Annotated in this window: 21 protein-coding genes; 9 read left to right on the top strand and 12 right to left on the bottom strand. The window is 67.7% G+C overall.

Going from position 1 to position 23,304, the window contains the following annotated elements; translation table 11 throughout:
• The first annotated feature begins 62 nt into the window (after window positions 1-62).
• From GGC47_RS02675 to GGC47_RS02655, 5 genes are all read left to right on the top strand, one after another.
• Window positions 63-1,301, top strand: coding sequence for a class I SAM-dependent RNA methyltransferase (locus GGC47_RS02675; protein WP_142020211.1), 1,239 nt, complete (start codon window positions 63-65; stop codon window positions 1,299-1,301).
• Between the two features lie 9 nt (window positions 1,302-1,310).
• The gene (locus GGC47_RS02670) at window positions 1,311-2,723 is read left to right on the top strand and encodes an FAD-binding oxidoreductase (protein ID WP_142020212.1); all 1,413 of its coding nucleotides are present in this window, start codon (window positions 1,311-1,313) and stop codon (window positions 2,721-2,723) included.
• Window positions 2,724-2,911: 188 nt separating this feature from the next.
• On the top strand, window positions 2,912-3,931 hold the full coding sequence (locus GGC47_RS02665; RefSeq protein ID WP_112763522.1) for an ABC transporter substrate-binding protein: 1,020 nt from the start codon (window positions 2,912-2,914) through the stop codon (window positions 3,929-3,931).
• A gap of 212 nt (window positions 3,932-4,143) precedes the next feature.
• Window positions 4,144-4,944 (top strand): ABC transporter ATP-binding protein, encoded by an 801-nt coding sequence (locus GGC47_RS02660; RefSeq protein WP_133562120.1) that lies wholly within the window; start codon window positions 4,144-4,146, stop codon window positions 4,942-4,944.
• Between the two features lie 25 nt (window positions 4,945-4,969).
• Complete coding sequence (locus GGC47_RS02655; protein ID WP_038362391.1) at window positions 4,970-5,746, top strand: ABC transporter permease; 777 nt, start codon at window positions 4,970-4,972, stop codon at window positions 5,744-5,746.
• 1 nt (window position 5,747) lies between these two features.
• Here GGC47_RS02655 and GGC47_RS02650 read toward each other — a convergent pair whose 3' ends face one another.
• Together GGC47_RS02650 and GGC47_RS02645 are read right to left on the bottom strand one after the other, a co-directional pair.
• Window positions 5,748-7,343 carry a gamma-glutamyltransferase family protein gene (locus tag GGC47_RS02650; RefSeq protein ID WP_142020213.1) on the bottom strand — a complete coding sequence of 532 codons (1,596 nt, stop codon included), beginning with the start codon at window positions 7,341-7,343 and terminating at the stop codon, window positions 5,748-5,750.
• A 51-nt stretch (window positions 7,344-7,394) separates the two neighbouring features.
• Window positions 7,395-8,162 (bottom strand): SOS response-associated peptidase, encoded by a 768-nt coding sequence (locus tag GGC47_RS02645; RefSeq protein WP_142020214.1) that lies wholly within the window; start codon window positions 8,160-8,162, stop codon window positions 7,395-7,397.
• 87 nt (window positions 8,163-8,249) lie between these two features.
• Here GGC47_RS02645 and GGC47_RS02640 point away from each other — a divergent pair, with 87 nt between their 5' ends.
• Window positions 8,250-8,750, top strand: a complete 501-nt coding sequence (locus tag GGC47_RS02640) for a hypothetical protein (protein ID WP_142020215.1) — start codon at window positions 8,250-8,252, stop codon at window positions 8,748-8,750.
• 20 nt (window positions 8,751-8,770) lie between these two features.
• Here the strand turns inward: GGC47_RS02640 and GGC47_RS02635 are convergent, their stop codons facing one another.
• Together GGC47_RS02635 and dxs are read right to left on the bottom strand one after the other, a co-directional pair.
• Entirely contained in the window at window positions 8,771-9,535 is a 765-nt protein-coding gene (locus GGC47_RS02635; protein WP_142020216.1) for a TlyA family RNA methyltransferase, read from the bottom strand.
• A gap of 10 nt (window positions 9,536-9,545) precedes the next feature.
• Window positions 9,546-11,456: a 1-deoxy-D-xylulose-5-phosphate synthase gene (gene dxs / locus GGC47_RS02630; RefSeq protein WP_185747782.1), complete on the bottom strand. Its 1,911-nt coding sequence runs from the start codon at window positions 11,454-11,456 to the stop codon at window positions 9,546-9,548.
• Window positions 11,457-11,634: 178 nt separating this feature from the next.
• Between dxs and GGC47_RS02625 the strand changes: the two genes are divergently transcribed.
• The gene (locus GGC47_RS02625) at window positions 11,635-12,864 is read left to right on the top strand and encodes an MFS transporter (protein WP_142020218.1); all 1,230 of its coding nucleotides are present in this window, start codon (window positions 11,635-11,637) and stop codon (window positions 12,862-12,864) included.
• Window positions 12,865-12,891: 27 nt separating this feature from the next.
• Here GGC47_RS02625 and GGC47_RS02620 read toward each other — a convergent pair whose 3' ends face one another.
• Both GGC47_RS02620 and GGC47_RS02615 read right to left on the bottom strand, forming a co-directional pair.
• Window positions 12,892-13,812, bottom strand: coding sequence for a pirin family protein (locus GGC47_RS02620; protein WP_112763338.1), 921 nt, complete (start codon window positions 13,810-13,812; stop codon window positions 12,892-12,894).
• 56 nt (window positions 13,813-13,868) lie between these two features.
• The gene (locus tag GGC47_RS02615) at window positions 13,869-14,429 is read right to left on the bottom strand and encodes an NAD(P)H-dependent oxidoreductase (RefSeq protein ID WP_142020219.1); all 561 of its coding nucleotides are present in this window, start codon (window positions 14,427-14,429) and stop codon (window positions 13,869-13,871) included.
• 85 nt (window positions 14,430-14,514) lie between these two features.
• Between GGC47_RS02615 and GGC47_RS02610 the strand changes: the two genes are divergently transcribed.
• Entirely contained in the window at window positions 14,515-15,423 is a 909-nt protein-coding gene (locus tag GGC47_RS02610; RefSeq protein WP_142020220.1) for a LysR family transcriptional regulator, read from the top strand.
• Between the two features lie 24 nt (window positions 15,424-15,447).
• Here GGC47_RS02610 and GGC47_RS02605 read toward each other — a convergent pair whose 3' ends face one another.
• The 5 genes from GGC47_RS02605 to GGC47_RS02585 all read right to left on the bottom strand — a co-directional run bounded on the left by GGC47_RS02605 (window position 15,448) and on the right by GGC47_RS02585 (window position 18,801).
• Window positions 15,448-16,041 (bottom strand): hypothetical protein, encoded by a 594-nt coding sequence (locus GGC47_RS02605; protein WP_210245553.1) that lies wholly within the window; start codon window positions 16,039-16,041, stop codon window positions 15,448-15,450.
• Complete coding sequence (locus tag GGC47_RS02600) at window positions 16,038-17,303, bottom strand: YcxB family protein (RefSeq protein WP_142020221.1); 1,266 nt, start codon at window positions 17,301-17,303, stop codon at window positions 16,038-16,040. The genes GGC47_RS02605 and GGC47_RS02600 overlap by 4 nt, the downstream gene beginning before the upstream one ends.
• A 22-nt stretch (window positions 17,304-17,325) precedes the next feature.
• On the bottom strand, window positions 17,326-17,595 hold the full coding sequence (locus tag GGC47_RS02595; RefSeq protein ID WP_038361192.1) for an exodeoxyribonuclease VII small subunit: 270 nt from the start codon (window positions 17,593-17,595) through the stop codon (window positions 17,326-17,328).
• An 83-nt stretch (window positions 17,596-17,678) separates the two neighbouring features.
• A complete protein-coding gene (locus tag GGC47_RS02590) occupies window positions 17,679-18,143 on the bottom strand; it encodes an Lrp/AsnC family transcriptional regulator (protein WP_185747783.1) in 465 nt (154 codons plus the stop codon).
• Between the two features lie 145 nt (window positions 18,144-18,288).
• Entirely contained in the window at window positions 18,289-18,801 is a 513-nt protein-coding gene (locus GGC47_RS02585; RefSeq protein ID WP_142020222.1) for a tyrosine phosphatase family protein, read from the bottom strand.
• Window positions 18,802-18,919: 118 nt separating this feature from the next.
• On the opposite strand from GGC47_RS02585, the gene GGC47_RS02580 reads away from it, so the two are divergent.
• Window positions 18,920-19,480, top strand: coding sequence for a thioesterase family protein (locus tag GGC47_RS02580; RefSeq protein ID WP_142020223.1), 561 nt, complete (start codon window positions 18,920-18,922; stop codon window positions 19,478-19,480).
• Window positions 19,481-19,491: 11 nt separating this feature from the next.
• Here the strand turns inward: GGC47_RS02580 and GGC47_RS02575 are convergent, their stop codons facing one another.
• Window positions 19,492-23,067, bottom strand: a complete 3,576-nt coding sequence (locus GGC47_RS02575; RefSeq protein ID WP_113253391.1) for a PAS domain-containing hybrid sensor histidine kinase/response regulator — start codon at window positions 23,065-23,067, stop codon at window positions 19,492-19,494.
• Window positions 23,068-23,304 lie beyond the last annotated feature (237 nt).

The raw sequence follows: 23,304 nt of genomic DNA, 5'->3' as shown, positions 1-23,304 counted from the left end.
AGATTGTCACGATGCCCGCCGCCCGATCGAATCCGCCTCCGGATGCTTCGCCTCGCCTTGCGATGAACGAAGTCCTGACCATCGATCGCCTCGGCCAGAAGGGCGATGGCATCGTGCAGGCGCCCGCCGGCAGCATCTTCGTTCCCTATGCGCTGCCGGGCGAGACCGTGCGCGCCGTGGTCGATGGCGATCGCGGCCAGCTCGTCGAGATCATCGCGCCCTCCGAATCCCGCATCGCGGCGATCTGCCCGCTCTTTACCCGTTGCGGCGGCTGTGCTGCGCAGCACATGGCACCCGGTCTCTATCGCGAATGGAAGCGCCAGCAGGTCGTGACCACGCTGAGCCGCGCCGGCATCGAGGCGCCCGTGGCCGATCTCGTCGACGCCCATGGTGCCGGGCGGCGCCGCGTCACCTTCCACGCCCGCCGCGAGGGCGAGGCGATGGTCGTCGGCTTCATGGCGGCGCGCAGCCACGATCTGGTTCCCGTCGAGGCCTGCCCGGTGCTGGCGCCGGGCCTCGACCGGGCACCAGCCGCCGCGCAGATGTTGGCGAACCGGATGGGCGGGGCGAACAAGCCGCTCGACATCCAGATCACCGCCTCCGAAGCGGGGCTCGACGTCGATATGCGCGGCCACGGACCGCTCGGCGACAAGCTCAGGCTCGCCTTGACCCAACTGGCCGAGCGGCTCGACCTCGCCCGGCTCTCCAACCATGGCGAGATCGTCGTCGAGCGCCGTCCGCCCTTGCAGCATATGGGCAAGGCGCTCGTCGCCCCGCCGCCCGGCGGCTTCCTGCAGGCGACGGTGCTGGGGGAGGAGACGCTGGCGAATCTCGTCACGGCGGCTCTGCCCAAGGGCAAGCGCGCCGCCGATCTCTTCGCCGGCTGCGGCCCCTTCAGCTTCCGCATCGCCGAGCGCATGCAGGTTCTCGCCGTCGAGAGCGACAAGGCCGCGATGCTGGCGCTGGCGAAAGGTTTTGGCGCGACGCCGGGGCTCAAAGCCATCGCGACCGAGACGCGCGACCTCTTCCGCCGCCCGCTGCTGGAGCATGAGCTCAACGGTTTCGACGTCGTCGTGCTCGACCCGCCGCGTGCCGGCGCCGAGGCCCAGGCGAAGCGGCTGGCGGCCTCGAAGGTCAGGGACGTGATCTACGTCTCCTGCGATGCCGGCAGTTTCGCGCGAGACGCTGCGACGCTGGTTGCGGGCGGATATGCGCTGGAAGGCGTGACGCCGGTCGATCAGTTCCGCTATTCCGCCCATGTCGAGCTCGTCGGCGTGTTCCGGCGCGGCAGGAAGGGCTAGGACTTCAGGATGAGCGCAATTCTCGATCGCATGGCCGGCATCGTCGGCGCGAAGAACATCGTCACCGATGCCGACGCCATGGTGCCCTATCTCAAGGAATGGCGCGATCTCTTCCGCGGCAAGGCGCAAGGCATCGTCCGCCCCGGCTCGACGACCGAAGTTGCCGAGCTGGTGAAGCTCGCAGCCGAGACCGGCACGACGCTGGTGCCGCAGGGTGGCAATACGGGTCTCGTCGGCGGCCAGATCCCGATCGCCGAGGGCAGGGAGATCATCCTCTCGCTGCAGCGTCTCGACAAGGTCCGCGCGGTCGATACCGATGGCGACACCATGATCGTCGAAGCCGGCGTCACGCTGAAGCGGGCGCAGGATGCGGCGGAAGCGGCCGGACGGCTCTTCCCGCTCTCGCTGGCCTCGGAAGGCTCCTGCACCATCGGCGGCAACCTCTCGACCAATGCCGGCGGCACCGCCGTGCTGGCCTATGGCAATGCCCGCGAGCTCTGCCTGGGCCTGGAAGTCGTGCTGCCGGACGGTCGCATCTGGAACGGTCTGCGCCAGCTCCGCAAGGACAACACCGGCTACGATTTGAAGGACCTCTTCATCGGCGCCGAGGGCACGCTCGGCATCATCACGGCGGCCGTGCTCAAGCTCTTCCCGCTGCCGGCGGCGCGGGCCACCGCCTTCCTCGCCGTGCCGGACCCGGAAGCGGCGCTGGAACTGCTCAACGCCGCCAAGGCCGGCGCCGGCGGCACGCTCACCACCTTCGAATTGATGCCGCGCATCGGCCTCGATTTCGTCCTGCGCCACGCATCGGGCACGCGCGATCCGCTCTCGGAGCCGTCGCCCTGGTATGTGCTGATGGAGGTCTCGGCCCAGTCAGCCGCCGGGCTCGACGAGCATGTCGAGGCCTTCCTCGGCGATGCTCTGGAGAAGGGCATCGTCACCGATGCCGCGCTCGCGGGTTCGCTGACCCAGCGCGCCGATTTCTGGAAGCTGCGCGAGATGATGTCGGAGGTGCAGACCTATGAGGGCGGCTCGATCAAGCACGACGTTTCCGTGCCGGTCCATGCCCAGCCGGAGTTCCTGAAGCGCGCCATCGCGGTGGTCGAGGCGATGGTCCCGGGCTGCCGGCCGGTGCCCTTCGGCCATCTCGGCGACGGCAACATCCATTTCAACGTCAGCCAGCCGGTCGGCGCCGACAAGGCGGCCTATCTCGCCGGCTGGAGCGAGATGAACGAGGCGGTCCACGCCATCGTCACGGAGCTGCACGGTTCGATCTCGGCCGAGCACGGCATCGGCCGGCTGAAGCGCGACCTGCTGCCGGGAGTGAAGGACCCGGTCGAGCTCGACCTGATGCGCGCGATCAAGCAGACGCTCGATCCCAGGGGCGTGCTCAATCCGGGCGCGATGCTGGCCGCGAAGTAAGCTGCGGTCGAGAGTGACGCACCTGCCTGCACGGCTGCCTAAAAAACTGGCAGGACGGCCTTTCCACCTGATTGACCGCTTTCGGGCCCCTCTTTAGCCTTTGAAGCACAATCAAAAATCGGGGGTCGGCTCAGATGATCGGCGTGGTGCGTGGGGTTTCGAAGAATGCGGCGGCGAAGGGCAGGGGGATGACCCGCCGCGCGCTGGCCGCAGCCGCTGCCGGCTGTGCCCTGGCGCTCGCCTCGGCAGCGCCCGCCACCGCCCAGACGCCGGTCAAGTTCACGCTCGACTGGGTCTTTCAGGGGCCGACCTCGCCCTTCCTCGTCGCGCTCGACAAGGGCTACTACAAGGCCGAGGGGCTCGACGTGACCATGGATCCGGGCCAGGGCTCGGCCGGCGCCGTCCAGCGCGTCGCGACCGGCGCCTACGATATCGGCTTCGCCGATGTGAACTCGCTGATCGAATACAACGCCAAGAACGCCGGCAAGGAAATCCTCTGCGTCTTCATGGCCTATGACTTTCCGCCTTTCGGCGTGCACGCGCTGAAGAAGAGCGGGATCACGAAGCCCGCCGATCTCGCCGGCAAGAAGCTCGGCGCCCCGGTCTTCGACGCCTCCTTCCGTTTGTTTCCGGCCTTCGCCAAGAAGGTCGGCATCGACGCGGCAAGCGTCCAGCACGTCAATCTGACGCCGCAGCTGCGCGAGCAGTCGCTGGTGCAGGGCACGGTCGACTTCATCTCCGGTCATTATTTCTCGTCGATTCTCGACCTCAAGGCGCGCGGCGTGAAGGCCGAGGATGTCGTCTCGTTCAACTACTCCGACTACAAGATGGACGTGTACGGCAACGGCATCATCGTCTCGCCGGCGCTGGCCGCGAAGCCGGAGGTCGTGACCGGCTTCCTGCGCGCCACCGCCAAGGCCTGGAAGGAAGTTGCCGCCAATCCGGCGCTCGGCATCGCCGCCGCCAAGAAGCGCGACCCGCTGATCGACGAGAAGCTTGAGGCCGAGCGCCTCGACATGTCGCTCAAGATGAACGTGTTGACCCCTTACGTGAAGGAGAACGGCATGGGCGATGTCGACCCGGCGCGCTTCGCCCGCTCGGTCAAGGACGTGGCCGAGGCCTTCGGCCTGCCCGCGGCGCCCGAGCCGGACAAGGTCTTCACGGGCAAGTTCCTGCCGCCGAAGGCCGAGCGGATGGTTGCGCCTTGATTCATGAAGGGTGCCGAAGAGAGCGATGAGCGGAATGACGAATGCGGGGAACCCTTCTCCCGTGTGGGAGAAGGGCAGGGATGAGGGCCTGCCTTTCCCGCAGAAGGCGCAGCCGCTCCTTGTCGTATCGACGATGACCCGCAGTCCCTCACCCCTGCCCCTCTCCCATCCGGGAGAGGGGTTCCCCACGCCTGCCGGTGATGACGCTGCCTATGCTTGACAGTTCGGAACCGCCCCTCGTCGAACTGCGACAGGTCAGCCTTGCCTATGGCAGCGGCCCCGCGCGCATGCTGGCGCTGGAGGATGCGACGTTGTCCATCGCCAAGGGCGAGTTCATTGCCGTGGTCGGCCCTTCCGGCTGCGGCAAGTCGACCCTGATGAAGCTCGTCACCGGCCTGCTGCCGCCGAGCGGCGGCGAGGTTCGCGTGCACGGGCAGGTGGTGAAGGGGCCGATCCGCGGCGTCGGCATGGCCTTCCAGGCGCCGACGCTGATGCCTTGGCGCACCACGCTCGACAACATCCTGCTGCCGCTGGAGGTGGTTGAGCCGCACAAGCGCCGCTTCCGCGCCAACAAGGCCGAATACGTCGCGCGCGTCGAGGCGCTGCTGGCGTCGGTAGGCCTGGGTGGCTTCGGCCAGAAATATCCCTGGCAGTTGTCCGGCGGCATGCAGCAGCGCTCGAGTCTCTGCCGCGCGCTCGTCCACGAGCCGGATATCCTGATGCTCGACGAGCCTTTCGGCGCGCTCGACGCCTTCACCCGCGAAGAGCTCTGGAGCGTGATGCAGAAGCTCTGGATGGAGCGCCGCTTCACCGCGGTGCTCGTCACGCACGATCTGCGCGAGGCGGTCTATCTCGCCGACACCGTCTATGTGATGAGCCGGCGCCCCGGTAAAATCGTCAAGATCCGCAAGATCGAATTGCCGCGTCCGCGCACGCTGGAGACGACCTTCGAGATCGAATTCGTCGACATCGTCCACGAACTGCGCGAGCGCATCCACATGGAGCATGCGTGATGCGGCCTCCGGTTGGACAAAGATCATGACGGAGAGACAGAAGCGTCTTTTGCTTGTCGCCATGCCCTGGCTCGCCATGGCGGGGCTGCTGCTGCTCTGGGAACTGGCCTGCATCGTCTTCGACGTACCGGAAATCCTGGCCCCGCGTCCGAGCCGCATCTTCGAGACGATGGTCCAGCGCTGGGACATCCTGCTGCGCTTCTGCCTGGAGACGCTCTGGACCACGATCATCGGCTTCGCGCTGGCGATCGGCTTCGGCCTGCTGCTCGGCCTCGCCATTGGCGCATCGCCCTTCATCTATGCCGGGCTCTACCCGCTACTGATCGCCTTCAACGCGATCCCGAAGGTCGCGATCGTGCCGATCCTGATGATCTGGGTCGGCGTCGGCGCCTTGCCGGCGGTGATCACCGCCTTCGTCATCTCCTTCTTCCCCATCGTCGTGAACGTCGCCACGGGGCTTGCCACCATCGAGCCCGAGATGCGCGACGTGATGCGCTCGCTCGGCGCGAGCCAATGGGAGATCCTGACCAAGGTCGGCGTGCCCCGCGCGATGCCCTATCTCTTCGCCAGCCTCAAGGTGGCGGTGACGCTCGCCTTCGTCGGCTCGGTGCTGTCGGAGACGGTGGGCGGCAATCGCGGCATCGGCTTCCTGATGTTGTCCGCCGGCGCGCGCAATGACGCGCCGACCACCTTCGCCGGCCTGTTCTCCATCGCCATCATGGGCATGGCGCTCTACGCGCTCTGTGCCCTGGTCGAGCGGCGGATGACCCGCTGGGCGTTTCGCGCCGAGATCGTGAGCTGATTCAGGGCGTCGCGACGTAGCCGTCGCGGCGTGGATCGGCGGCGCCGGTGAACACGCCGGTCGCCGGATCGACTGCGACCGCCTGCATGCCGCCGCAGCGCATCGTCCAGCCGACATCGAACGCCTTCGCATCATGGCCGCGCCGGACGAGTTCGGCGATGGTCTCCGGCGCGATCCGGTCCTCGATCTCGACGAGGCGCCCATCCCAGAGCCGGGCGCGCGGCGCCTCGATCGCCTCCTGCAGCGGCAGCCCGAAGACGAGATGCTGCACCATGGCCTGCGCCTGCGTCTGCATGATGCCGTAGCTGCCGGGCGTGCCGAGCGCGAGCACCGGCTTGCTGTCGCGCGTCGAGATCGAGGGCGACATGCACATGGCCAGCGCATCGCCGGGCTTGGCCCGGTTCGGGCTGCCGGTCTGCACATCCGCCCAGTACAGGAAGTTGTTGAGGCAAAGCCCCGTGCCGGGCACTACGACGCCGCTGCCGAAGGGGCTGCCGAGGCTCTGCGTGATGCAGATCAGGTTGCCCTCGCTATCCGCGATCGAGAAGGAGGTGGTATGCGCCGGATCCTCCTTCTCCTGTGGCGTCCATTGCTCGGTCGGTCCCGTCACCGGCTTGCCGTCGGTGAGGCGCTGGCGCAAACGCGCGACGGAAGCCTCGGACAGAATCTCGGCGAGCGTCTCCGGGCTTGGATTGTTGTGGGCGATGCGCTCGCCCGCCGCGAGGCGGATCGCGCGATAGACGAGGTCGAGATGGTCCGCGCCGTCCCTGGGAAGCGAGGCGAGATCGAGACCTTCGAGCAGGCGCAGCGTCAGCAGGAACTGGAAGCCTTCGCAGGGCGGCGGCGGCACATGCACCGAAAGCCCTTTGAAGCTCGCGGCCAGCGGCTCGCGCCACACCGTCTTCACTGCCGCGAGGTCGGCCATCGTCATCGAGCCGCCGAGCGCCTGGAGATGGGCCACGATCGTCTCGCCGAGCGCGCCGCGATAGAAGTGATCCGGTCCCTTTTCCGCGATCTCGCTCAGCGTCCGGGCGAGATCGGATTGGACCAGCAGCGAGCCGAGATGCAGGGCGCCATCGGGCTGGTAGTTCTTCGACCAGGCCGGATAAAGCGCCGGGTATGTCTTCAGAAGCGGGTCGTTCTCCTCGAACTCCGCCGCGCCGAATTCGGCGAGAGCGAAACCGTCCCGGGCGAGCGCGATCGCCGGCGCGAAGATCTCCGGCAGCGATTTGCGGCCATAGGTCTTCACCAGCTCGCACCAGCCGGCGAGGTTGCCGGGCGCGGCGACCGAGAGGGCGCCGCGTTCGAGATCGGAGCGCTTGCTGAAGCGCTCGACCGGGAAGCTCGCCGGGATCGGCGGCACGAAATCGAGCACCCGCACCCGCTGCTCGGCTGCGACCCATAACGTTGCGAAGCCCATGCCGGCGAGGCAGGACATGAAGGGTTCGACGACATTGAGCGCCGCGGCTGTGGCTGCGGCGGCGTCGAAGGCGTTGCCGCCCTGGGCCAGCAGCCGGGCCCCGGCCTGGGCTGCGAGCGGATGTGCGGCGGCGACCATGCCGTGGCGGGAGGTCATGGTGGGGCGGCGGCCGTGCATCTGCGCGTTCTCCTCATCGTGCTTTTGCACGATCAGAGCATGATTCCGCCGCTAGAACAGGCTGCCTTGCCCATCATCGACGGGACGCCGGGTCGCTTTGCGCGCATGGCTCGCCGGCTCGGCCGCGGGAGGCTCCGGCACCGTCTCCGCCATTGGCGCCTGCACTTCCGGCCCGTCATGCGCCACCTTGTTGACGGCGGGTCCGATCGCGACCGGCTCCAGCAGAGCGTCCGGTGGCGGCTTGAGCAGGCGATCGATCTGCTGCGGCGCGGCGCCCGGATCGAGCCAGGCATCGTAATCGGCCGGGTCGAGGATGACCGGGCAACGGTGGTGGATCGCGGCCATGGTGCCGTTGGCCGGGCCGGTCATCATCGCGACGGTGTCGATCTCCGAACCATCAGGCGAATGCCAGGTTTCCCAGAGCGCCGCGAAGGCGAAGAAGCCGCGATCCGGCCGGCGGAACAGGAAGGCGTCGGCGCGCGCCTGCCGCCCCGTCCCGGAGCGGCGCCATTCGTAGAAGCCGTCCGCCGGCAGCAGGCAGCGCCGCCGCGTCAGTGCGTGGCGGAAGGAGGGCTTCTCGGCCGCGCTCTCCATGCGGATATTGATGACGAGGGGGAAATCCTTGGGGTCCTTGACCCAGCCGGGAATGAAGCCCCAGCGCATCAGCAGGAACTGCCGCGCCCCGTCATGCAGCCTGACGATCGGCACGGGCTGCGTGGGCGCGATGTTGTAGCGCGGCGGAAAATTCGGCTGCTCGCGATAGCCGAAGCTCGCGCGCATCGCCTCGGGGGGCAGGGTGATCGCATAGCGTCCGCACATGGCGCCTGTTTAGCGCGATAGCGGCAGAGCAAAGCAACACTTTGTTGGGGTTTGGCCCACCATAGTCGCGGCGAGTTGGGGCTCAGGATGACCGTCTCCGCGACGCAATTGCAGGCCGGCGAGGCGGCTGATCGGACGGACGGGCTCCGCGCCCCCCGTCTCTCGACCGATTTCCTCAACCGCTACAGCGAAGCGTTGATGCTGATCGAGATGGCGGAGAGCGACGACAGCGTCATCGAAGACCTGCAATCCTGGCGAAACCTCTGCTATCGCGGGCATTTCGAGATATCGGCTCTGCGCTGCGCTGGCGAGGCGCTGGTCGCCTATGACCGGCTTGACCCGGCGCGGCGCAAGAGCTTCGAGGAGGTCTGCCGTTCCATGGCTCGCCTCGTTGCGACGGTGACCGCGCTCCTCGTCGAGAAGCCGCGCCCTGCCGAATTGCCGACGATCATCGAGGTGGCGAGCGAGGCCTTGCGCAGGCTCATCACGCGCTCGACCCAGTTCATCAACGCCAACGGCACGATCGACATCGCGACCTTCGACGATGCCAGCCTGCAAGGCGAGATCGACGCGCTGCTGGCGCGCTGATCAGGCGCTTTGTCTCAGCATCAGATCTCTCCGAAAAGTGGATTCCACTTTTCGGTCCGATGCCAGCGCTGCGCGCCGACGAGGAATTCGCGATTGCCGTCGCCACCCTCGATCGGAGAGAGGATCGGCCCAGAAACGGTGAAGCCCAGCTCGCCCAGCAATCCGACGATCTCGTCGCAGACCTGAAGCTGAATCGCCTCGTCCCGGACGATGCCCTTCTTCAGCGCCGCCCGCCCCGCCTCGAATTGCGGCTTGATCAGCGCCGCGATTCCAGCCGAAGGCGCAAGCAGCGCCGCGACCGCCGGCAGCACGAGCTTGAGCGAGATGAAGCTGACATCGATCGCCGCGAGGCTCGGCCGCTCGGGCAGCGCTTCGACAGCCAGCGTGCGGATATCCTGTCCCTCGAAGCTGGTGACGCGCGGGTCTGACCGCAGCGAAGCATGGAGCTGGTCACGCCCGACATCGACGGCGACGACATGGCGTGCACCGCGTTTCAGCAGCAGGTCGGTGAAGCCGCCGGTGGACGAGCCGACATCGAGGCAGACCAGACCCTGTGGATCGAAGCCGAAGGCATCGAGCGCGCCCGCCAGTTTCAGCCCGCCGCGCGAGACGTAAGGATGCGGCGCCTGCGCGGTCAGCACCGCATCAGCGGCCACCATCTCGGAGGCCTTGCGCACGGGGGTGCCATTGGCGGTGACCAGCCCGGCCGCGATCGCGGCCTGCGCACGGGCCCGGCTCTCGAAGAAGCCGCGCTCGACGAGCAACTGGTCGGCCCGGCTCTTCATGGCAGGGACGTCAGGCCAGCTTCACCGCGCTCGGCGTGCCCAGAGCAGCCTCGACGGCCTTGACGATACCGGCGGCATCGAGCCCGGCGGCGGCATACATGGCGTCCGGCTTGTCATGGTCCTGGAACACGTCCGGCAGAGTCAGGCTCCGGATCTTCAGGCCGGCATCGAGCGCGCCGTTCTGCGCCAGCAGATGCAGAACATGGCTGCCGAAGCCGCCGACCGAGCCTTCCTCGACCGTGACGAGCACCTCGTGCTCGCGGGCGAGCTTGAGGATCAGCGCCTCGTCGAGCGGCTTCGCGAAGCGGGCATCGGCGACCGTGGTCGACAGGCCGCGCTGTGCCAGCAGTTCGGCGGCCTTGAGACATTCGCCGAGGCGCGTGCCGAGCGAAAGCAGCGCGATCCGCGTGCCCTCGCGCACGATGCGGCCCTTGCCGATTTCGAGGGGCAAGCCGACATCGGGGATCTCGACGCCGACGCCTTCGCCGCGCGGATAGCGGAAGGCGATCGGCCCCTCGTCATAGGCGGCGGCGGTCGCGACCATATGGGTGAGCTCCGCCTCGTCGGCGGCCGCCATCACCACCATGTCCGGCAGGCAGGCGAGATAGGCGATGTCGAAGGAGCCGGCATGGGTCGCGCCATCGGCGCCGACGAGCCCGGCCCGGTCGAGCGCGAAGCGCACCGGCAGCTTCTGGATCGCCACGTCATGCACGATCTGGTCATAGGCGCGCTGCATGAAGGTCGAGTAGATCGCGACGAACGGCTTGTAGCCCTCGGTTGCCAGGCCGGCCGCGAAGGTCACCGCATGCTGCTCGGCGATGCCGACATCGAAGGTGCGGCCCGGAAATTCCTTGCCGAAGGCGTCGAGCCCGGTGCCCGACGGCATGGCGGCGGTGACGGCGACGACCTTCTCGTCCTCCCGCGCCTGCTTGATCAGGGCCTGGGCGAAGACGTTCGTGTAGCTCGGCGCATTGGCCGGCGCCTTGGCCTGCAGGCCCGTCACGGGGTCGAACTTGACGACGGCGTGGTATTTGTCGGGGGTGGCCTCGGCCGGGGCGTAGCCCTTGCCCTTCTGGGTCACGACATGGACGAGGATCGGCCCGTTGCCGGCGTCGCGGACATTGCGCAGCACCGGCAGCAGATGGTCGAGATTATGCCCGTCGATCGGACCGACATAGTAGAAGCCGAGCTCCTCGAACATCGTCCCGCCGGTCCAGAAGCCGCGGGCATATTCCTCGGTGCGCCTCGCCTTGTCGTGGAAGAAGCGCGGCAGCCGCTCCGCAAGCTGCTTGGCGACCTCGCGCAGCGAGCGATAGGTCCGGCCTGAAACCAGCCGCGCCAGATAGGCCGACATCGCGCCGACCGGCGGGGCGATCGACATGTCGTTGTCGTTGAGGATGACGATGAGCCGCGAATCGAGCGCGCCGGCATTGTTCATGGCTTCATAGGCCATGCCGGCCGACATCGCGCCGTCGCCGATCACGGCGATGACGTTGTTCTTGCGGCCGGCGAGATCGCGCCCGACGGCCATGCCGAGGCCAGCCGAGATCGAGGTCGAGGAATGCGCGGCGCCGAAGGGGTCGTACTCGCTCTCGGCGCGCTTGGTGAAGCCCGAGAGGCCGCCGCCCTGGCGCAGCGTGCGGATGCGGTCGCGCCGCCCGGTCAGAATCTTGTGCGGATAGGCCTGGTGGCCGACATCCCAGATCAGCCTGTCGCGCGGCGTGTCGAAGACATGGTGCAGCGCCACCGTCAGCTCGACCACGCCGAGCCCGGCGCCGAGATGGCCGCCGGTGACGGAGACGGCGTCGATCGTTTCCAGCCGGAGCTCATCGGCGAGCTGGCGCAGTTGCGTGTCGTCGAGCCTGCGCAAATCGGCCGGGGCTTGGATCGTGTCGAGGAGCGGCGTGACAGGACGGGGCACGAGGCAATGTGATCCTTCGGTGAGATCACCTGAAATAGAGGTTGCGCGGCGCGCTGGCAAACCAGAGGTGGGGGGCGGCCCGCGCATGGCAAGCGCCGACTCATCCCACGAAACGGGTGGCTCCCGCGCCAGCAACGCCGTTTAGTGCCCTCAAGACCGCTTTCGAGGACACCGGGCGATGGAAACGACCGATACCGCACCGCTGCCGATGGCATTCCGCCGCATCGGCTGGTCCAATCTCTCCGCCCAGTTCTCGGAGCAGATTGCGCTGGCTGCCGCGCCCTTGGCCGCGGTGCTGCTGCTCTCGGCCGGGCCGGCCGAGACCGGCTGGCTGCAGACGGCGCAGACCCTGCCTTTCCTCCTTTTGTCCATTCCGGCGGGCCTGATGGTGGACCGTGCCTCGCGGCGCCGGCTCATGGTCGGCACGGAAGCGCTGCGAGCCCTGTCGTTGCTGGCGATCCCGCTGCTGCTGGCCGCAGGCAGCCTCAACCTGACCTGGCTTGCCATGCTCGGTGCACTCGGGGCCATCGGCACGGTCTGCTACAGCGTGGCGGCCCCGGCCTTCGTTCCCTCGGTCGTACCACGCGCTCAGCTGGCTGACGCCAATCGCTGGCTGGAGCTGGCGCGCAGCGTCGCCTATGCCGGTGGACCGGCGCTGGGCGGGGCGCTCGTCGGCTGGATCGGCGTCTCGACGGCCTATGGCCTGGCCGCCGCACTTTCCATCCTGGCCGTGCTCCTGCTCGCCGGCCTGCCCAAGGATGAACCGCCCTCCGGTCAACGGCGCCATTTGCTGCATGATCTGGGGGAGGGTGCCCGTTTCGCGGTTGGCCACGACCTGCTCAGGCCGATCCTGCTGACGGCGGTCTTCTTCAACATCTCCTGGTTCGTCTTCCAGGCGGTCTATGTCGCCTATGCGGTCCAGAACCTCGGCCTGAGCGCGACCCAGGTCGGCGTCACGCTCGGCGTCTACGGCGCGGGAATGATCGTCGGCGCTGCTCTCGCGCCCGCCATAGCCCGGCGCGTCTCTTTCGGGACGTTGATCCTGCTCGGGCCCTTCGCCGGGCTTTGCGCGGCCAGCGTGATGCTCGCGACGCTCTGGTTTCCGTCCGTCCAGCTGGTCGGCGCGAGCTTCTTCCTGTTCGGTGTCGGGCCGATCATCTGGACGATCTCCACGATGACCTTGAGGCAGGCCGTCACGCCCAATGCGATGCTCGGCCGCGTCTCGGCCTTGATCATGACGGCGACCTTCGGCGCCCGTCCACTGGGCGCCGCGATCGGAGCCTCCGTGGCGGCGCATTTCGGCATCGGCGCCTGCCTGGGTCTCGCAACTGCGGGCTTTCTGGTTCAGCTGCTCGTCATCGCCTTTTCGCAGGTGCCGAGATTGCGGGACCTGTCCGAGATCGCCTGACGGGCGTGGCTGCCGGCAGCGAAGGTGTCATCCCTCCGGCAGCGGAATGAACTCCTTGTCGTCGCCAGGCACGGTGTCGAAGCGGCCGGTCTTCCATTCCTGCTTGGCCTGCTCGATGCGCTCCTGCGAGGAGGAGACGAAATTCCACCAGATATGGCGCGGGCCATCCATCGGCTCGCCGCCGACGATCATCACGCGGCTTTGATCGACGGCGAGGATCGAGATGCGGTCGCCGGGCTTGAAGACCAGGAGCTGGCCGGCGCCGAACTCGTCCCCGGCGATGTCGACCTTGCCCGAGACGATGTAGATCGCGCGCTCGTCATAGTCCGGGTCGAGCGGCAGGATCGCGCCGGGCGAGAGCACCGCCTCGGCATAGAGCGCCTCCCAGGGGAATTTCACCGGCGAGCTCTGGCCATAGGCCGAGCCCATGATCAGGCTGATGCGCTTGCCGCCTTCGACGATGCGCGGCAGCATTGGCGCGCCGTGATGCACGAATTCCGGCGCGACCTCCTCATGCGATTTCGGCAGGGCGAGCCAGGCCTGGATGCCGTAGAGCTTGGGGCCGCTGGCGCGTGCCTCCATGCCAGTGCGTTCCGAATGCACGATGCCGCGCCCGGCCGTCATCAGATTAACCGCCCCCGGCTTGATGGCGAGTGCGGTGCCGAGCGAGTCGCGATGCATGATCTCGCCGTCGAAGAGATAGGTCACGGTCGAGAGCCCGATATGCGGATGCGGGCGCACATCGAGCCCTTCGCCGAGATGGAACTCGGCCGGTCCCATCTGGTCGAAGAAGATGAAGGGGCCGACCATGCGCTGGCCGATCGCCGGGAGCGCCCGGCGCACCTGGAAGCCGCCGAGGTCATGGGAGCGGGGCACGATCACCTTCTCGATCGCCTCGCAGGAGCGGGCATCGCCCAGGACGGGATCTTCGGCTGGCAGTTGCGACATGGCGGCCTCCTGTGTCGGCGAGAGCCTACCCCGATCGCGCTGGCGGGCAAGGCTGTTCAGGCGGCCGCCGCTGCCGGTGCCGGCGCGGCCAGGCGCCGCAGCCGCGAGGCGTAGTAGTCGCCTGCGGCCTTCAGGGCTTCATCGTCGGCGCGACGGGCGTCGTAAACGAGAAAGGGCTCGGCCCAGGCGAGACCGCAGCGATGCGCCGTCGCCCGCAGCGGGAGCAGGAGTTCCGTCAGCGGGAAGAGATTGACGCCTTGCGGTGCATAGGCCGTCTCGACATTGCCCGCCGTCGCCGCGACCAGCAGCGGCCTGCCGACGAGTTTGGCGCCTTCCGTCTCATAGTCGAGGTAGAACATCCGCGTGAGTACGACATCCTGCCAGGCCTTGAGCAGCGGCGGTGTCGAATACCACTGGACCGGAAACTGCAGCACGATGCGATCCGCCGCGACGAGCCGGGCGGCCTCGGCATCGGCATCGATCTGCCCGTCCGGATAGAGCGCATGGAGATCGGCGATCTCGGTATCAGGCAGATGCTGCGCTGCCTCGACGAGCGCCCTGTTGGCACGCGAAACCGAGAAATGCGGGTGGAACAGCAGGATCAGGGTCTTGGTCATGGCATCCTCCTTCGGAATGAGCAGAGGATGGCTGCGTCGATAAAATTACTCCAATGGATGATCGATATACCGTATCATCGATTTCATGAATTTAAGGTCGGTCGATCTGAACCTGTTGGTGGTGCTCGACGCCCTGCTCGACGAGGCGCATGTCTCGCGTGCGGCGGATCGCATCGGCCTGTCGCAACCGGCGATGTCGAGCGCGCTGGAACGCTGCCGCCAGCTCTTTGGCGACCGGCTGCTGGAGCGCGGTCCCGGGGGAATGGTCCTGACGCCCAAGGCCCATGCGCTGGCCGGGCCGGTGAAGGACATTCTGGCGAGCACCAAATCCCTGCTCGACCGGAGCGAGCCGGATCTCATGGCGATCCGGCAGACCGTGCGGGTCGTGACGGCCGATTATCCGGCCGTGGCCATCGCCCCCGAATTGCATCGCCGCCTGGCGCGGACGGCGCCGGGCATCACGGTCGTCCTCATGCCCTGGCATGGCGCAGCCGCCTCGCTTGAAGGCCTTGGGCGCGGAACCATCGATCTGGCGATCTCGGTCTTCCCGGCCGTCGAGGCCGATTTCACCCGCCGCGAATTGCTTCGGGAGAGCTACCTCGTCGTGATGCGCCGCGGCCATCCGGCGGCGGCCGGCTTCGATCTCGAGGGCTGGCTCGCCCATCCGCATGTTCTGGTTTCGGGGCGCGGCGACACGAAGGGGCCTCTCGACGAAGCCCTGGCGCGGATCGGGCGCGAGCGCCATGTCGGCATGGTCGTGCCGAACTTCACGATGGTGCTGCCCTTGGTGGCCGGCTCCGACATGATCGGGCTGTTGCCGAGCCGCTGCCTGCAGGAAGGTGACGACGCGTTCGTCACCTTCCCGCCGCCGCTTGCCGTGGAAGGCTTCCCGCTGCACAGCGCCTGGCACAAGCGCCGCGCCGGCGATCCAGCCGTCCAGCACGTCGCAAGGCTGATCGAGGATCTGATCCTCGCGCTGCCGGTCGGAGGCTGAGATTGCCGTCGGCGAGCTGCAGGCCTAGCGCAGGGAGGCGGCTGCGGCGCTCGATTTCAGGCTCATCAGGATCTTCAGGCCGTCCCGATGGCGTTCCTCGCCGGTTTCGCAGGTCTTGCAGATTCCGCCGACATAGAGGCCGCTGACGACCGTCTCGGCGAAAAGGCCGGATTTGTAGTTGTGCCGCGCATCGGTCTCGACGCGGTACCATTCACGCTCGCCCATCCGCACGATCTCCAGCGGCTTGCGAATTTCGGCGTCCTTGCTGGTCGAGCGCAGCACGGCGCGCAGGCGGGTGTAGCGGTCGAGAGGCGAGGCATAGAGCGCGCGCAGCCTGGCCGCATCGTCGGCGCCCTCGATCTCCTTCGAGCGCATCAGGATGGTGCAGGTTTCCTGCGTCTTTCTGCAGGCCTCGCTGTCGCAGACGAGCTGCACGCGGCGAAGTCCGGTTTGCGAGACCTCGCCCTCCGGCGACCCGTCAACGTGCCAGCCCTCGGGGAGCTCGACCGAAAGCCCGTGCGGCATCACGACGGTCTCGGCGTGAGAGGTGGCGGCCGCGACGGACAAGGCCAGCGCCGCAAGCGCTGTTGCAATGGAATTCGCGAGCGGCTTCGTCACGTACCTGCCTCCGGCCGATGGCTCCCCCCATCGATGCGATGATCGACGATGCGCTGGAAGATGGCCAGCTTGTCGCCGTCGAGCGCGCGCAAAGGCAGGATCAGCGGCTCGCCTTCCCGCCGCAGCAGGATGAGATGGTCGCCCTGGCGTTCGATCCGCTCGAACCCCTTCCAGTCGAAGCCGTTGCAAAAGCCGTCCTGCCAGGTTTCGAGCCCGTCGTCGTAGAGCCGCACCTCGTGCTCATAGGCTTGCACGCGCTTCTGCATCTGCCGGGCGAGCTGGCGCGCATGCCGGCGTCTCATCCAGGGATGGAGCAGGATGACGGCCGTCATGATCGCCCAGAGACCGAGCACCCATTTCCAGAATGTGCTCGCGAACATCTCGACGAACAAGGGAAAGGCATAGCGGAAGGGCACCCTCTCGGGATCGAGAAGCCAGAGGACGCCGAAGAGCAGCGGGGGGATCAGTGCCGCGACGAGGAAGGCGAGGATAAAGCCGCGCCTGCGCCGCCGCCGCGTCCCCGGGCGCTCCATCTGCCAGCCAAGCGCGACCGCGCGATCATCCTCGGTCAGCTCGAAGCGCGCGGTCAGCAGGGGCGCGCGCCCCGGTGGCGTTTCCAGCTCCGGAAAGGCGCGGGCCGCTCCCGCGCCATCGACATGACAGGAGGCGGCCCATGCTCCGATCTGCGCGACCTGCTCCCCGGATAGCGCGCTGCGGGGCAGGGCGAAGACATCCTCGATGTCCTTCAACCGGATGAAGAGATGGGTGGGGCTTTCGGAGATGCCGCCGATGCGGCGGCAGGCGAGCGCGCTCCCGCGGCCGGGCAGGGTCACGGCGATGCCGCCGGGTTCGAAGCGATAGGCGGTGCCAATGGGGCGGTCGAGCCGTTCGTCGCGATACCAGCGCTTCAGCCGGCTGCGAACGAGCGCCGGCTGGATGAGGTAGTAGACCAGCATGGGCCCCGCGACGACGAGGATCGGCAGGCCGCCGAGACCGAGCAGGTCCGCGCCGAAACGCGACAGGAAAGCGCGGGCGCCCAAATGGCCGCTTTCCTGCCAGGAAGAGTAGTAGGCCATCGCCAGAAGCGCGATAACCACCCAGATCAGCAGATGGAGCTGGCGCCGTCGTGCCGCCGCGAACAGATCGGCATAAGCGAAGAGCGCGGCCGCGACCCGGTCTTCGAGGCGAACGGGAGCCTCAATCGTGAAAGCCTCGGGAGGATCGGTTGCGTCAGCGCGGCGGATCGTCGGCGTCGTGCGCATCCTGCCGGTCGCCCCCGCCCTCTCAGTTCTCGACGTCGAGCGGCGTCGTGCCCGTGGGCTTGCCGTCTGCACCGAGGGTGATGCGCTCGATGCGGGCTTCGGCCTGCTTCAGCAGCGCGTCGCAGCGCGCCTTCAGTGCCTCGCCGCGGGTGTAGATTGCGATCGATTCCTCGAGCGGTACGTCGCCGCGCTCGAGCCGCGCGACGATGCCTTCGAGTTCCTTCAGCGCCGCCTCGAAGGGCAGGGCGGCGACGTCGGCATGGGGAGTGCCTTGGGTCTTGTCTTCGCTCACGGGCCTGATTCCTGTTTGAGGCAAGCTTATCGGTCGGACGGCGCCCCGTCGCAACCCGCGAGCCGGAATTAGATCCGCCGGGCTCAGACCGGCAGGGCAGAGGTCTTCTTGATCGTCCGCAGCGTCAGCGTCGACTGCACGCGCGTCACGCCAGGCAATTGCGTGATGATGTCGGTGTGGATGCGCTCGAAATCGGCGCTGTCGCGATAGATCACGCGCATCAGATAATCATGCGCCCCGGCGAGCAGGTGGCATTCGAGGATCTCGGGCAGGTTCTGCACGGCCTGCTCGAAGCTCTCCAGCGAGGCCCGACCCTGCTGGTCGAGCGTGACGAAAACGAAGGCCGTGCCCGGAAAGCCGGCGATCTTGTCGTCGAGCATCATCGCATAGCCACGGATCAACCCGCTTTCCTCGAGCTGCCGCACGCGCCTGAGGCAGGCGGAGGGCGACAGGTGCACCTTCTCGGCCAGGTCCGAATTGGTGATGCGTCCGTCCTGCTGCAGGATTCGCAGGATCGTGCGGTCGCGCGAGTCGAGTTCGATCGTCATGGTGCCGGAATTGCCTCCTGCGCGATCAATCGTCGCAAATTTTGCCGGATGCAAGCAATCTTCTGCCTCGCTCGTCGAGGAGCCCGGTACGATCCGCGACGATCCTTCGGAAGGCCGCACGAAGCTGCCGTTGCGGCATCCTGGCTCAAGCCAGCGGGAAGACGAAGGGCTGCCCCTCGAAGGCGTCGGCTCCGCGGCCGATCCGCTCGATGGCGCGGATCATCCGGCCGCCCCGTCCGAGGCTGGCGTCGGCGAGTGCGACGAGGCGGGCATTGGGCGTTGCCGAGGGCGAGGCGGCGCGCAAGGCCTCCGCCGCTTCCGCCTCGTCCCGCTCGGGCGCGAGCGCGCAGGCGGTGATGTAGGCGGCCGCGGTCGAGCGGCTGATCCCGGCCCAGCAATGGATCACCAGCGGCGCGGCGCGGTCCCAGTCCCTGACGAAGGCGATGAGCCGCGCGATATGCTCCTGCCCCGCCAGAACATGCCCCTCCATCGGCTGGTTGATGTCTGACATGCCGAGGAAGAGATGGCGGCTCTCCGGGATGCCGGCGGGCCGTGCGACCTTGGTATCGGTATTGATCAGCGTGACGAGATGGCTGGCGCCGCAGGCCGCGACGGTGGCGTCGAGCTTCGACAGGGGCGAGACGTGAAGGGTGGGCAAACCGGCGACTCCGCTGCCGCTCTCTGGCGGGTTCGAACCAGACGATAGCATGATCGACAGCGATGCCGCCCGTATGACATGGGGCTCGCAGCGACCGGTCCACAATCGGAAGGCCGACATGAATCTCTGGTTCCGCCTGATCTGGCTCCTCGCCACCTTTCGGATGCGCCCGCGCCTGGAGATGCCGGGCGGGGCTTCGCTGCTGTCATTCCGCGTCTGGTTCCACGATCTCGACACCAGCCTGCACATGAACAACGGCCGCTACTGGACGCTGATGGATCTCGGGCGCACCGACCTCGTGCTGCGCAGCGGCCTGTGGCGCGCGATCCTGCGGCACCGCTGGGTGCCGGTGGTCAATGCCGGGACGATTCGCTTCAGGCGCGAGATGCGGCTCTTTCGTTCCTTCAATCTCGAGACGCGCATCCTGTGCTGGAGCGAGAACTGGCTGGTGATGCAGCACCGCATGCTGATGCAGGGCCGCGACGGGGGTGAGATCGTCGCTGCCGTCGCGCTGGTGCGGGCGGCGATCTACGACCGGCGGGTGAGGGCCTATGTGCCCGTCGAGCGGCTTCTCGCGGAGATCGGCATCACCGCGCAAAGTCCGGCGCCGAGCCCCGAGGTCGCGGCCTTCCTGGCATCGGAAGAGGTGCTGCGCGGCGCCGGCGCAAGCGAGCGCTGAGGGCTGGAAACCTACTCCGCGGCCAGCCGCGTCGCGCGCCACTGCGCCAGCAAGGCGCGCAGCGCCGCCGGCTTCAGCGGCTTGTTGAGCAGATGGGCGTCGAGCGCGTTCGCCGCCTCGCGCACATGCGGCGTGCGGTCGGCGGTGAGCAGGATCGCCGGCATCGGCGTACGGGCATGGGCCCGCAGCGAGCTGATCGCGGTCAGCCCATTGCCATGGTCGAGGTGATAATCGGCGATCAGCACGTCCGGTTCGTTCTTGCCCCCGACATGCGGCAGCGCCTCTTCGAGACCCGCGGCGATCGTCACCCGGCAGCCCCAGCCTTCGAGCAGGCGCTTCATGCCGTCGAGGATCGCCGGCTCATTGTCGATCACCAGGAGCCGCATTCCGGCGAGCTGGCCGGCCGGGGACTGGCGCGGAGCCGCGCCGGTCGTCATCGCCGGCAGCGGCGCGGTGCGCGGCACCATGAGCGAGAAGCGCGTGCCGCGGCCGGGCACCGAATCGAGCGTCAGCCCATGGTCGAGCGCGCGGGCGATGCGCTGGACGATCGACAGGCCGAGCCCGAGGCCGCGCGCTACTCGCGCGCCCTGGTCGAGCCGCTGGAACTCGCGGAAGACGGTCTTCTGCTTGCTTTGGGGAATGCCGAGCCCGGTATCGATCACCTCGACCGCGACCTGGTTGCCTCGGCGCCGGCAGCCGATCAGCACCTTGCCGTTCGGCGTGTATTTGATCGCGTTGGAGATCAGGTTCTGCAGGAGGCGCCGGAGCAGGCGCCGGTCCGAGCGCACGGCGAGCCCAGTCGGCACGAAGACGAGCTTCAGCCCCTTCTCCTGCGCGCTGGGCTCGAATTCGCGCTGGAGCTGGCGCATCAGCTCGTCGAGGCGGAAGGCGGTGAGCTCGGGCTTGAGGGCGCCGCCGTCGAGCCGCGAGATTTCGAGCAGTGCGGTGAGGATCTCTTCCACCGCGTCGAGCGAGGCGTCGATGTTCTCGGCGAGGTCGGGCTGGCCGGCGGTGCGATCCCGCTCGACCAGCGAGGTCGCGTAGAGCCGCGCGGCGTTGAGCGGCTGCAGGATGTCATGGCTCGCGGCTGCGAGAAAGCGCGTCTTGGAGAGGTTCGCGGCCTCGGCCTCGGCCTTGGCGCGCTGGAGCTCCGTATTGACGTGGAGCAGTTCCTCGGTGCGCTCGGCGACGCGCCTCTCCAGGCTTTCATTGGCGCGTTCGAGCTTCTCCTCGCCGGCGACGGTCTCGGTGATGTCGGTGTAGGTGGTGACGAAGCCGCCATCCGGCAGCGGGTTGGTGCGGACCTCGATCACCTTCTTCGAGGGGAAGAGCTTGAGGCGGACCGGCTCGCGGTCGTTGACAAAGCTTTCCAGCCGCGCCGCCATCAGATCGTCCTGCGCGCCGTCGCCATAGGCGCCGCGTGCCGCGTTGAAGCGCACGATCTCGTCGAGCCCCGTGCCGAAGCGCACCAGCGAGGGCGGCAGGTCGTAGAGCTGGAGGAAAGCCTGGTTCCAGGCGAGCAGCCGAAGATCTCGGTCGAGCACCGTGATGCCCTGGCCGGCATGGTCGAGCCCGTGCTGGAGGATGTCGCGGTTGTACTGCAAGGCCGCCGAGGCATCGTCGAGCAGCTTGAAGGCGGCCTCGGTCGAGAGGTTGCGCTTCTTCAGCAGCAGCGACAGCACCAGCCGCGAGGAGGCCGCGCCGATCGCCGAGGAGAGCAGGTGCTCGCCGAAGCGCAGCAGGTGGATATCGGCGTCGCGGGCGGGCTCGGGCGTTTCGCCGCGGCTATGGTTGAAGCTCTCGAAGGCGCCTTCCGTGCGCTCCCGGCCGAGATAGCGGGCGATGGTCGCCTGCAACTCGCCCTCGGTGACGCTGGTGCGCCAGAGCGAGAAGGTCTGCGCCATCGTTGCCCGGTCCGATTCGACGAAGGCGTTGGCCTGCAGACGCTCCATCGGATTGGCGGGCCTGAGCAGCGAGAAGCCGACATAGGAGAGGATGTTGAGCCCGAGGCTCCAGGCGACGCCGTGCGGCAGGGCCGGCATGCCGTCGAAACCCAGCAGCGCTTCCGGCCGCAGCAGGTCGAGCCCGAGAAGGCCATGCGCGACGATCTCGCTCCACCAGCTCCCGGGAATGGCGAGGCTCGGCATCAGCAGCGTATAGGCCCAGACGGTCGTGCCGACGATGAGCCCCGCCGCCGCGCCCAGCGACGTGCCGCGCCGCCAGATCAGCCCGCCGAAGAAGGCGGGCGCGATCTGCGCCGTTGCCGCGAAGGAGAGCAGGCCGATCGAGACCAGCGCTGCCTCGCCGGCGGCGCGGTAATAAGCATAGCCGAGCAGGATGACGAGGAAGATGCTCACCCGGCGGATGATCAGGATCTGTGAGCCGAGATCGCCGCCGGGATTGCCGTTGCCCGGCGCTTGCGGGCCGAGCGAAGCCTTCGCCTTCCTGGGCTCGCTGAGGGCCCGGCGGCCGCGCAGCAGCAGCGGCATGACGAGGTGGTTGGCGATCATGATCGCGATCGCGACCGAGGCGACGATCACCATCGCCGTCGCCGCCGAGAGCCCGCCGATGAAGACGAGAAGCGCGATCAGCCCGGCCTCGCGCTGGAGCGGCAGCAGCAGCACCGTCATGTCGCGATCGATGCCGCTGCCGGGCAGCAGGATCTCGCCGGCGGCCGCCAGGGGCAGGACGAAGAGATTGATCAGCACGAGATAGAGCGGGAACATCCAGGCCGCGCGGCGCACGTCCCGGGCATCGCGATTCTCGACGATGGTCATGTGGAACTGGCGCGCCAGCAGCAGCGCGGCGCAGCTCGACAGCAGCGTCAGCGTCAGGAAGCCCGGCCAGCTCGAGGTCCGGTCCCAGATCGGCGGCATGTCGGGTGCTGGCTTTGCCGCCTGAGCGAGCAGGTCGCCCATGCCGTCGAACAGCCCGTAGACGATGAAGATGCCGAGCACGAGGAAGGCGATGAGCTTGACCACCGATTCGACCGCGATGGCGAGGACGAGGCCGTCCTGATGCTCCGTCGCATCGATATGGCGCGTGCCGAAGGCGCAGGCGAAGCCGGCCAGCACCACCGCGACGAGGAAGGCGATGTCGCTCAGAATCGGCACGTCATAGGCCGGGGCGTGTCCGCCGGTCGCGGCGAGGAACACGGAGAGCGAATTCGAGACCGCCTTGAGCTGCAGCGCGATATAGGGCAGGGCGCCGATCACGGCGACGAGGCAGACCAGCGCCGCCACGCGCTCGCTCTTGCCATAGCGCGCGCCGACGAAATCCGCGACCGAGGTGATGTTCTGCGATTTGGCGATGCCGACGATGCGCGCGACGAAGCGATGGCCGAAGCCGATGACCAGGATGGGCCCGACATAGATGCCGAGAAAATCGAAGCCTGCGCGGTTGGCGAAGCCGACCGAGCCGTAGAACGTCCAGGAGGTGCAGTAGACGCCGAGCGCCAGCGCATAGATCGTCGAGCGCGCCCGCCCGGTCATCAGCCGCCGGCCGGATATGTCGGCGGTGTGGGCGACGGCGAAGAGCCCGCACAGATAGGCGAGCGCGACCAGTACGACGGACCAGGCTGGAATCACGATGCCATGTCCTGCGAGAGCGCCTGCAATCGGGGCCGAAAAGCTGCCGGCATGACCTTCCGTTTCAGGTTTCCCACCAGTCTAGCGATGTGTCTTCCGGCTTGCCACAGGTCATTTGTCCAAGTCGTCCCCCGAATATTTCGCGCAAACCGGGTCGAACGCGCCGAATATACCGCCTGCGGGCTTTTCCTGCCTGGGCTGCATGGTCTAGCCTGCGCCGGCCGATGGAAAAATCCG

Source organism: Allobosea sp. OAE752 (assembly GCF_050433265.1).
Taxonomy (GTDB): Bacteria; Pseudomonadota; Alphaproteobacteria; order Rhizobiales; family Beijerinckiaceae; genus Allobosea; species Allobosea spartocytisi.
The sequence above is the reverse complement of the archived record's forward strand: the minus strand, read 5'-3'. Positions and strand labels throughout refer to the sequence as shown.

Bases quoted from the DNA above. Each gene is read 5' to 3' on its own strand.
- GGC47_RS02625 (WP_142020218.1), top strand. From the start codon at position 11,635: ATGGAAACGACCGATACCGCACCGCTGCCGATGGCATTCCGCCGCATC.
- GGC47_RS02645 (WP_142020214.1), bottom strand. From the start codon at position 8,162: ATGTGCGGACGCTATGCGATCACCCTGCCCCCCGAGGCGATGCGCGCG.
- GGC47_RS02665 (WP_112763522.1), top strand. From the start codon at position 2,912: ATGACCCGCCGCGCGCTGGCCGCAGCCGCTGCCGGCTGTGCCCTGGCG.
- GGC47_RS02640 (WP_142020215.1), top strand. From the start codon at position 8,250: ATGACCGTCTCCGCGACGCAATTGCAGGCCGGCGAGGCGGCTGATCGG.
- GGC47_RS02655 (WP_038362391.1), top strand. From the start codon at position 4,970: ATGACGGAGAGACAGAAGCGTCTTTTGCTTGTCGCCATGCCCTGGCTC.
- GGC47_RS02635 (WP_142020216.1), bottom strand. From the start codon at position 9,535: ATGAAGAGCCGGGCCGACCAGTTGCTCGTCGAGCGCGGCTTCTTCGAG.
- GGC47_RS02660 (WP_133562120.1), top strand. From the start codon at position 4,144: ATGCTTGACAGTTCGGAACCGCCCCTCGTCGAACTGCGACAGGTCAGC.
- GGC47_RS02670 (WP_142020212.1), top strand. From the start codon at position 1,311: ATGAGCGCAATTCTCGATCGCATGGCCGGCATCGTCGGCGCGAAGAAC.
- GGC47_RS02610 (WP_142020220.1), top strand. From the start codon at position 14,515: ATGAATTTAAGGTCGGTCGATCTGAACCTGTTGGTGGTGCTCGACGCC.
- GGC47_RS02675 (WP_142020211.1), top strand. From the start codon at position 63: ATGAACGAAGTCCTGACCATCGATCGCCTCGGCCAGAAGGGCGATGGC.
- GGC47_RS02650 (WP_142020213.1), bottom strand. From the start codon at position 7,343: ATGCACGGCCGCCGCCCCACCATGACCTCCCGCCACGGCATGGTCGCC.
- GGC47_RS02590 (WP_185747783.1), bottom strand. From the start codon at position 18,143: ATGACGATCGAACTCGACTCGCGCGACCGCACGATCCTGCGAATCCTG.
- GGC47_RS02615 (WP_142020219.1), bottom strand. From the start codon at position 14,429: ATGACCAAGACCCTGATCCTGCTGTTCCACCCGCATTTCTCGGTTTCG.
- GGC47_RS02600 (WP_142020221.1), bottom strand. From the start codon at position 17,303: ATGCGCACGACGCCGACGATCCGCCGCGCTGACGCAACCGATCCTCCC.
- GGC47_RS02620 (WP_112763338.1), bottom strand. From the start codon at position 13,812: ATGTCGCAACTGCCAGCCGAAGATCCCGTCCTGGGCGATGCCCGCTCC.
- GGC47_RS02580 (WP_142020223.1), top strand. From the start codon at position 18,920: ATGAATCTCTGGTTCCGCCTGATCTGGCTCCTCGCCACCTTTCGGATG.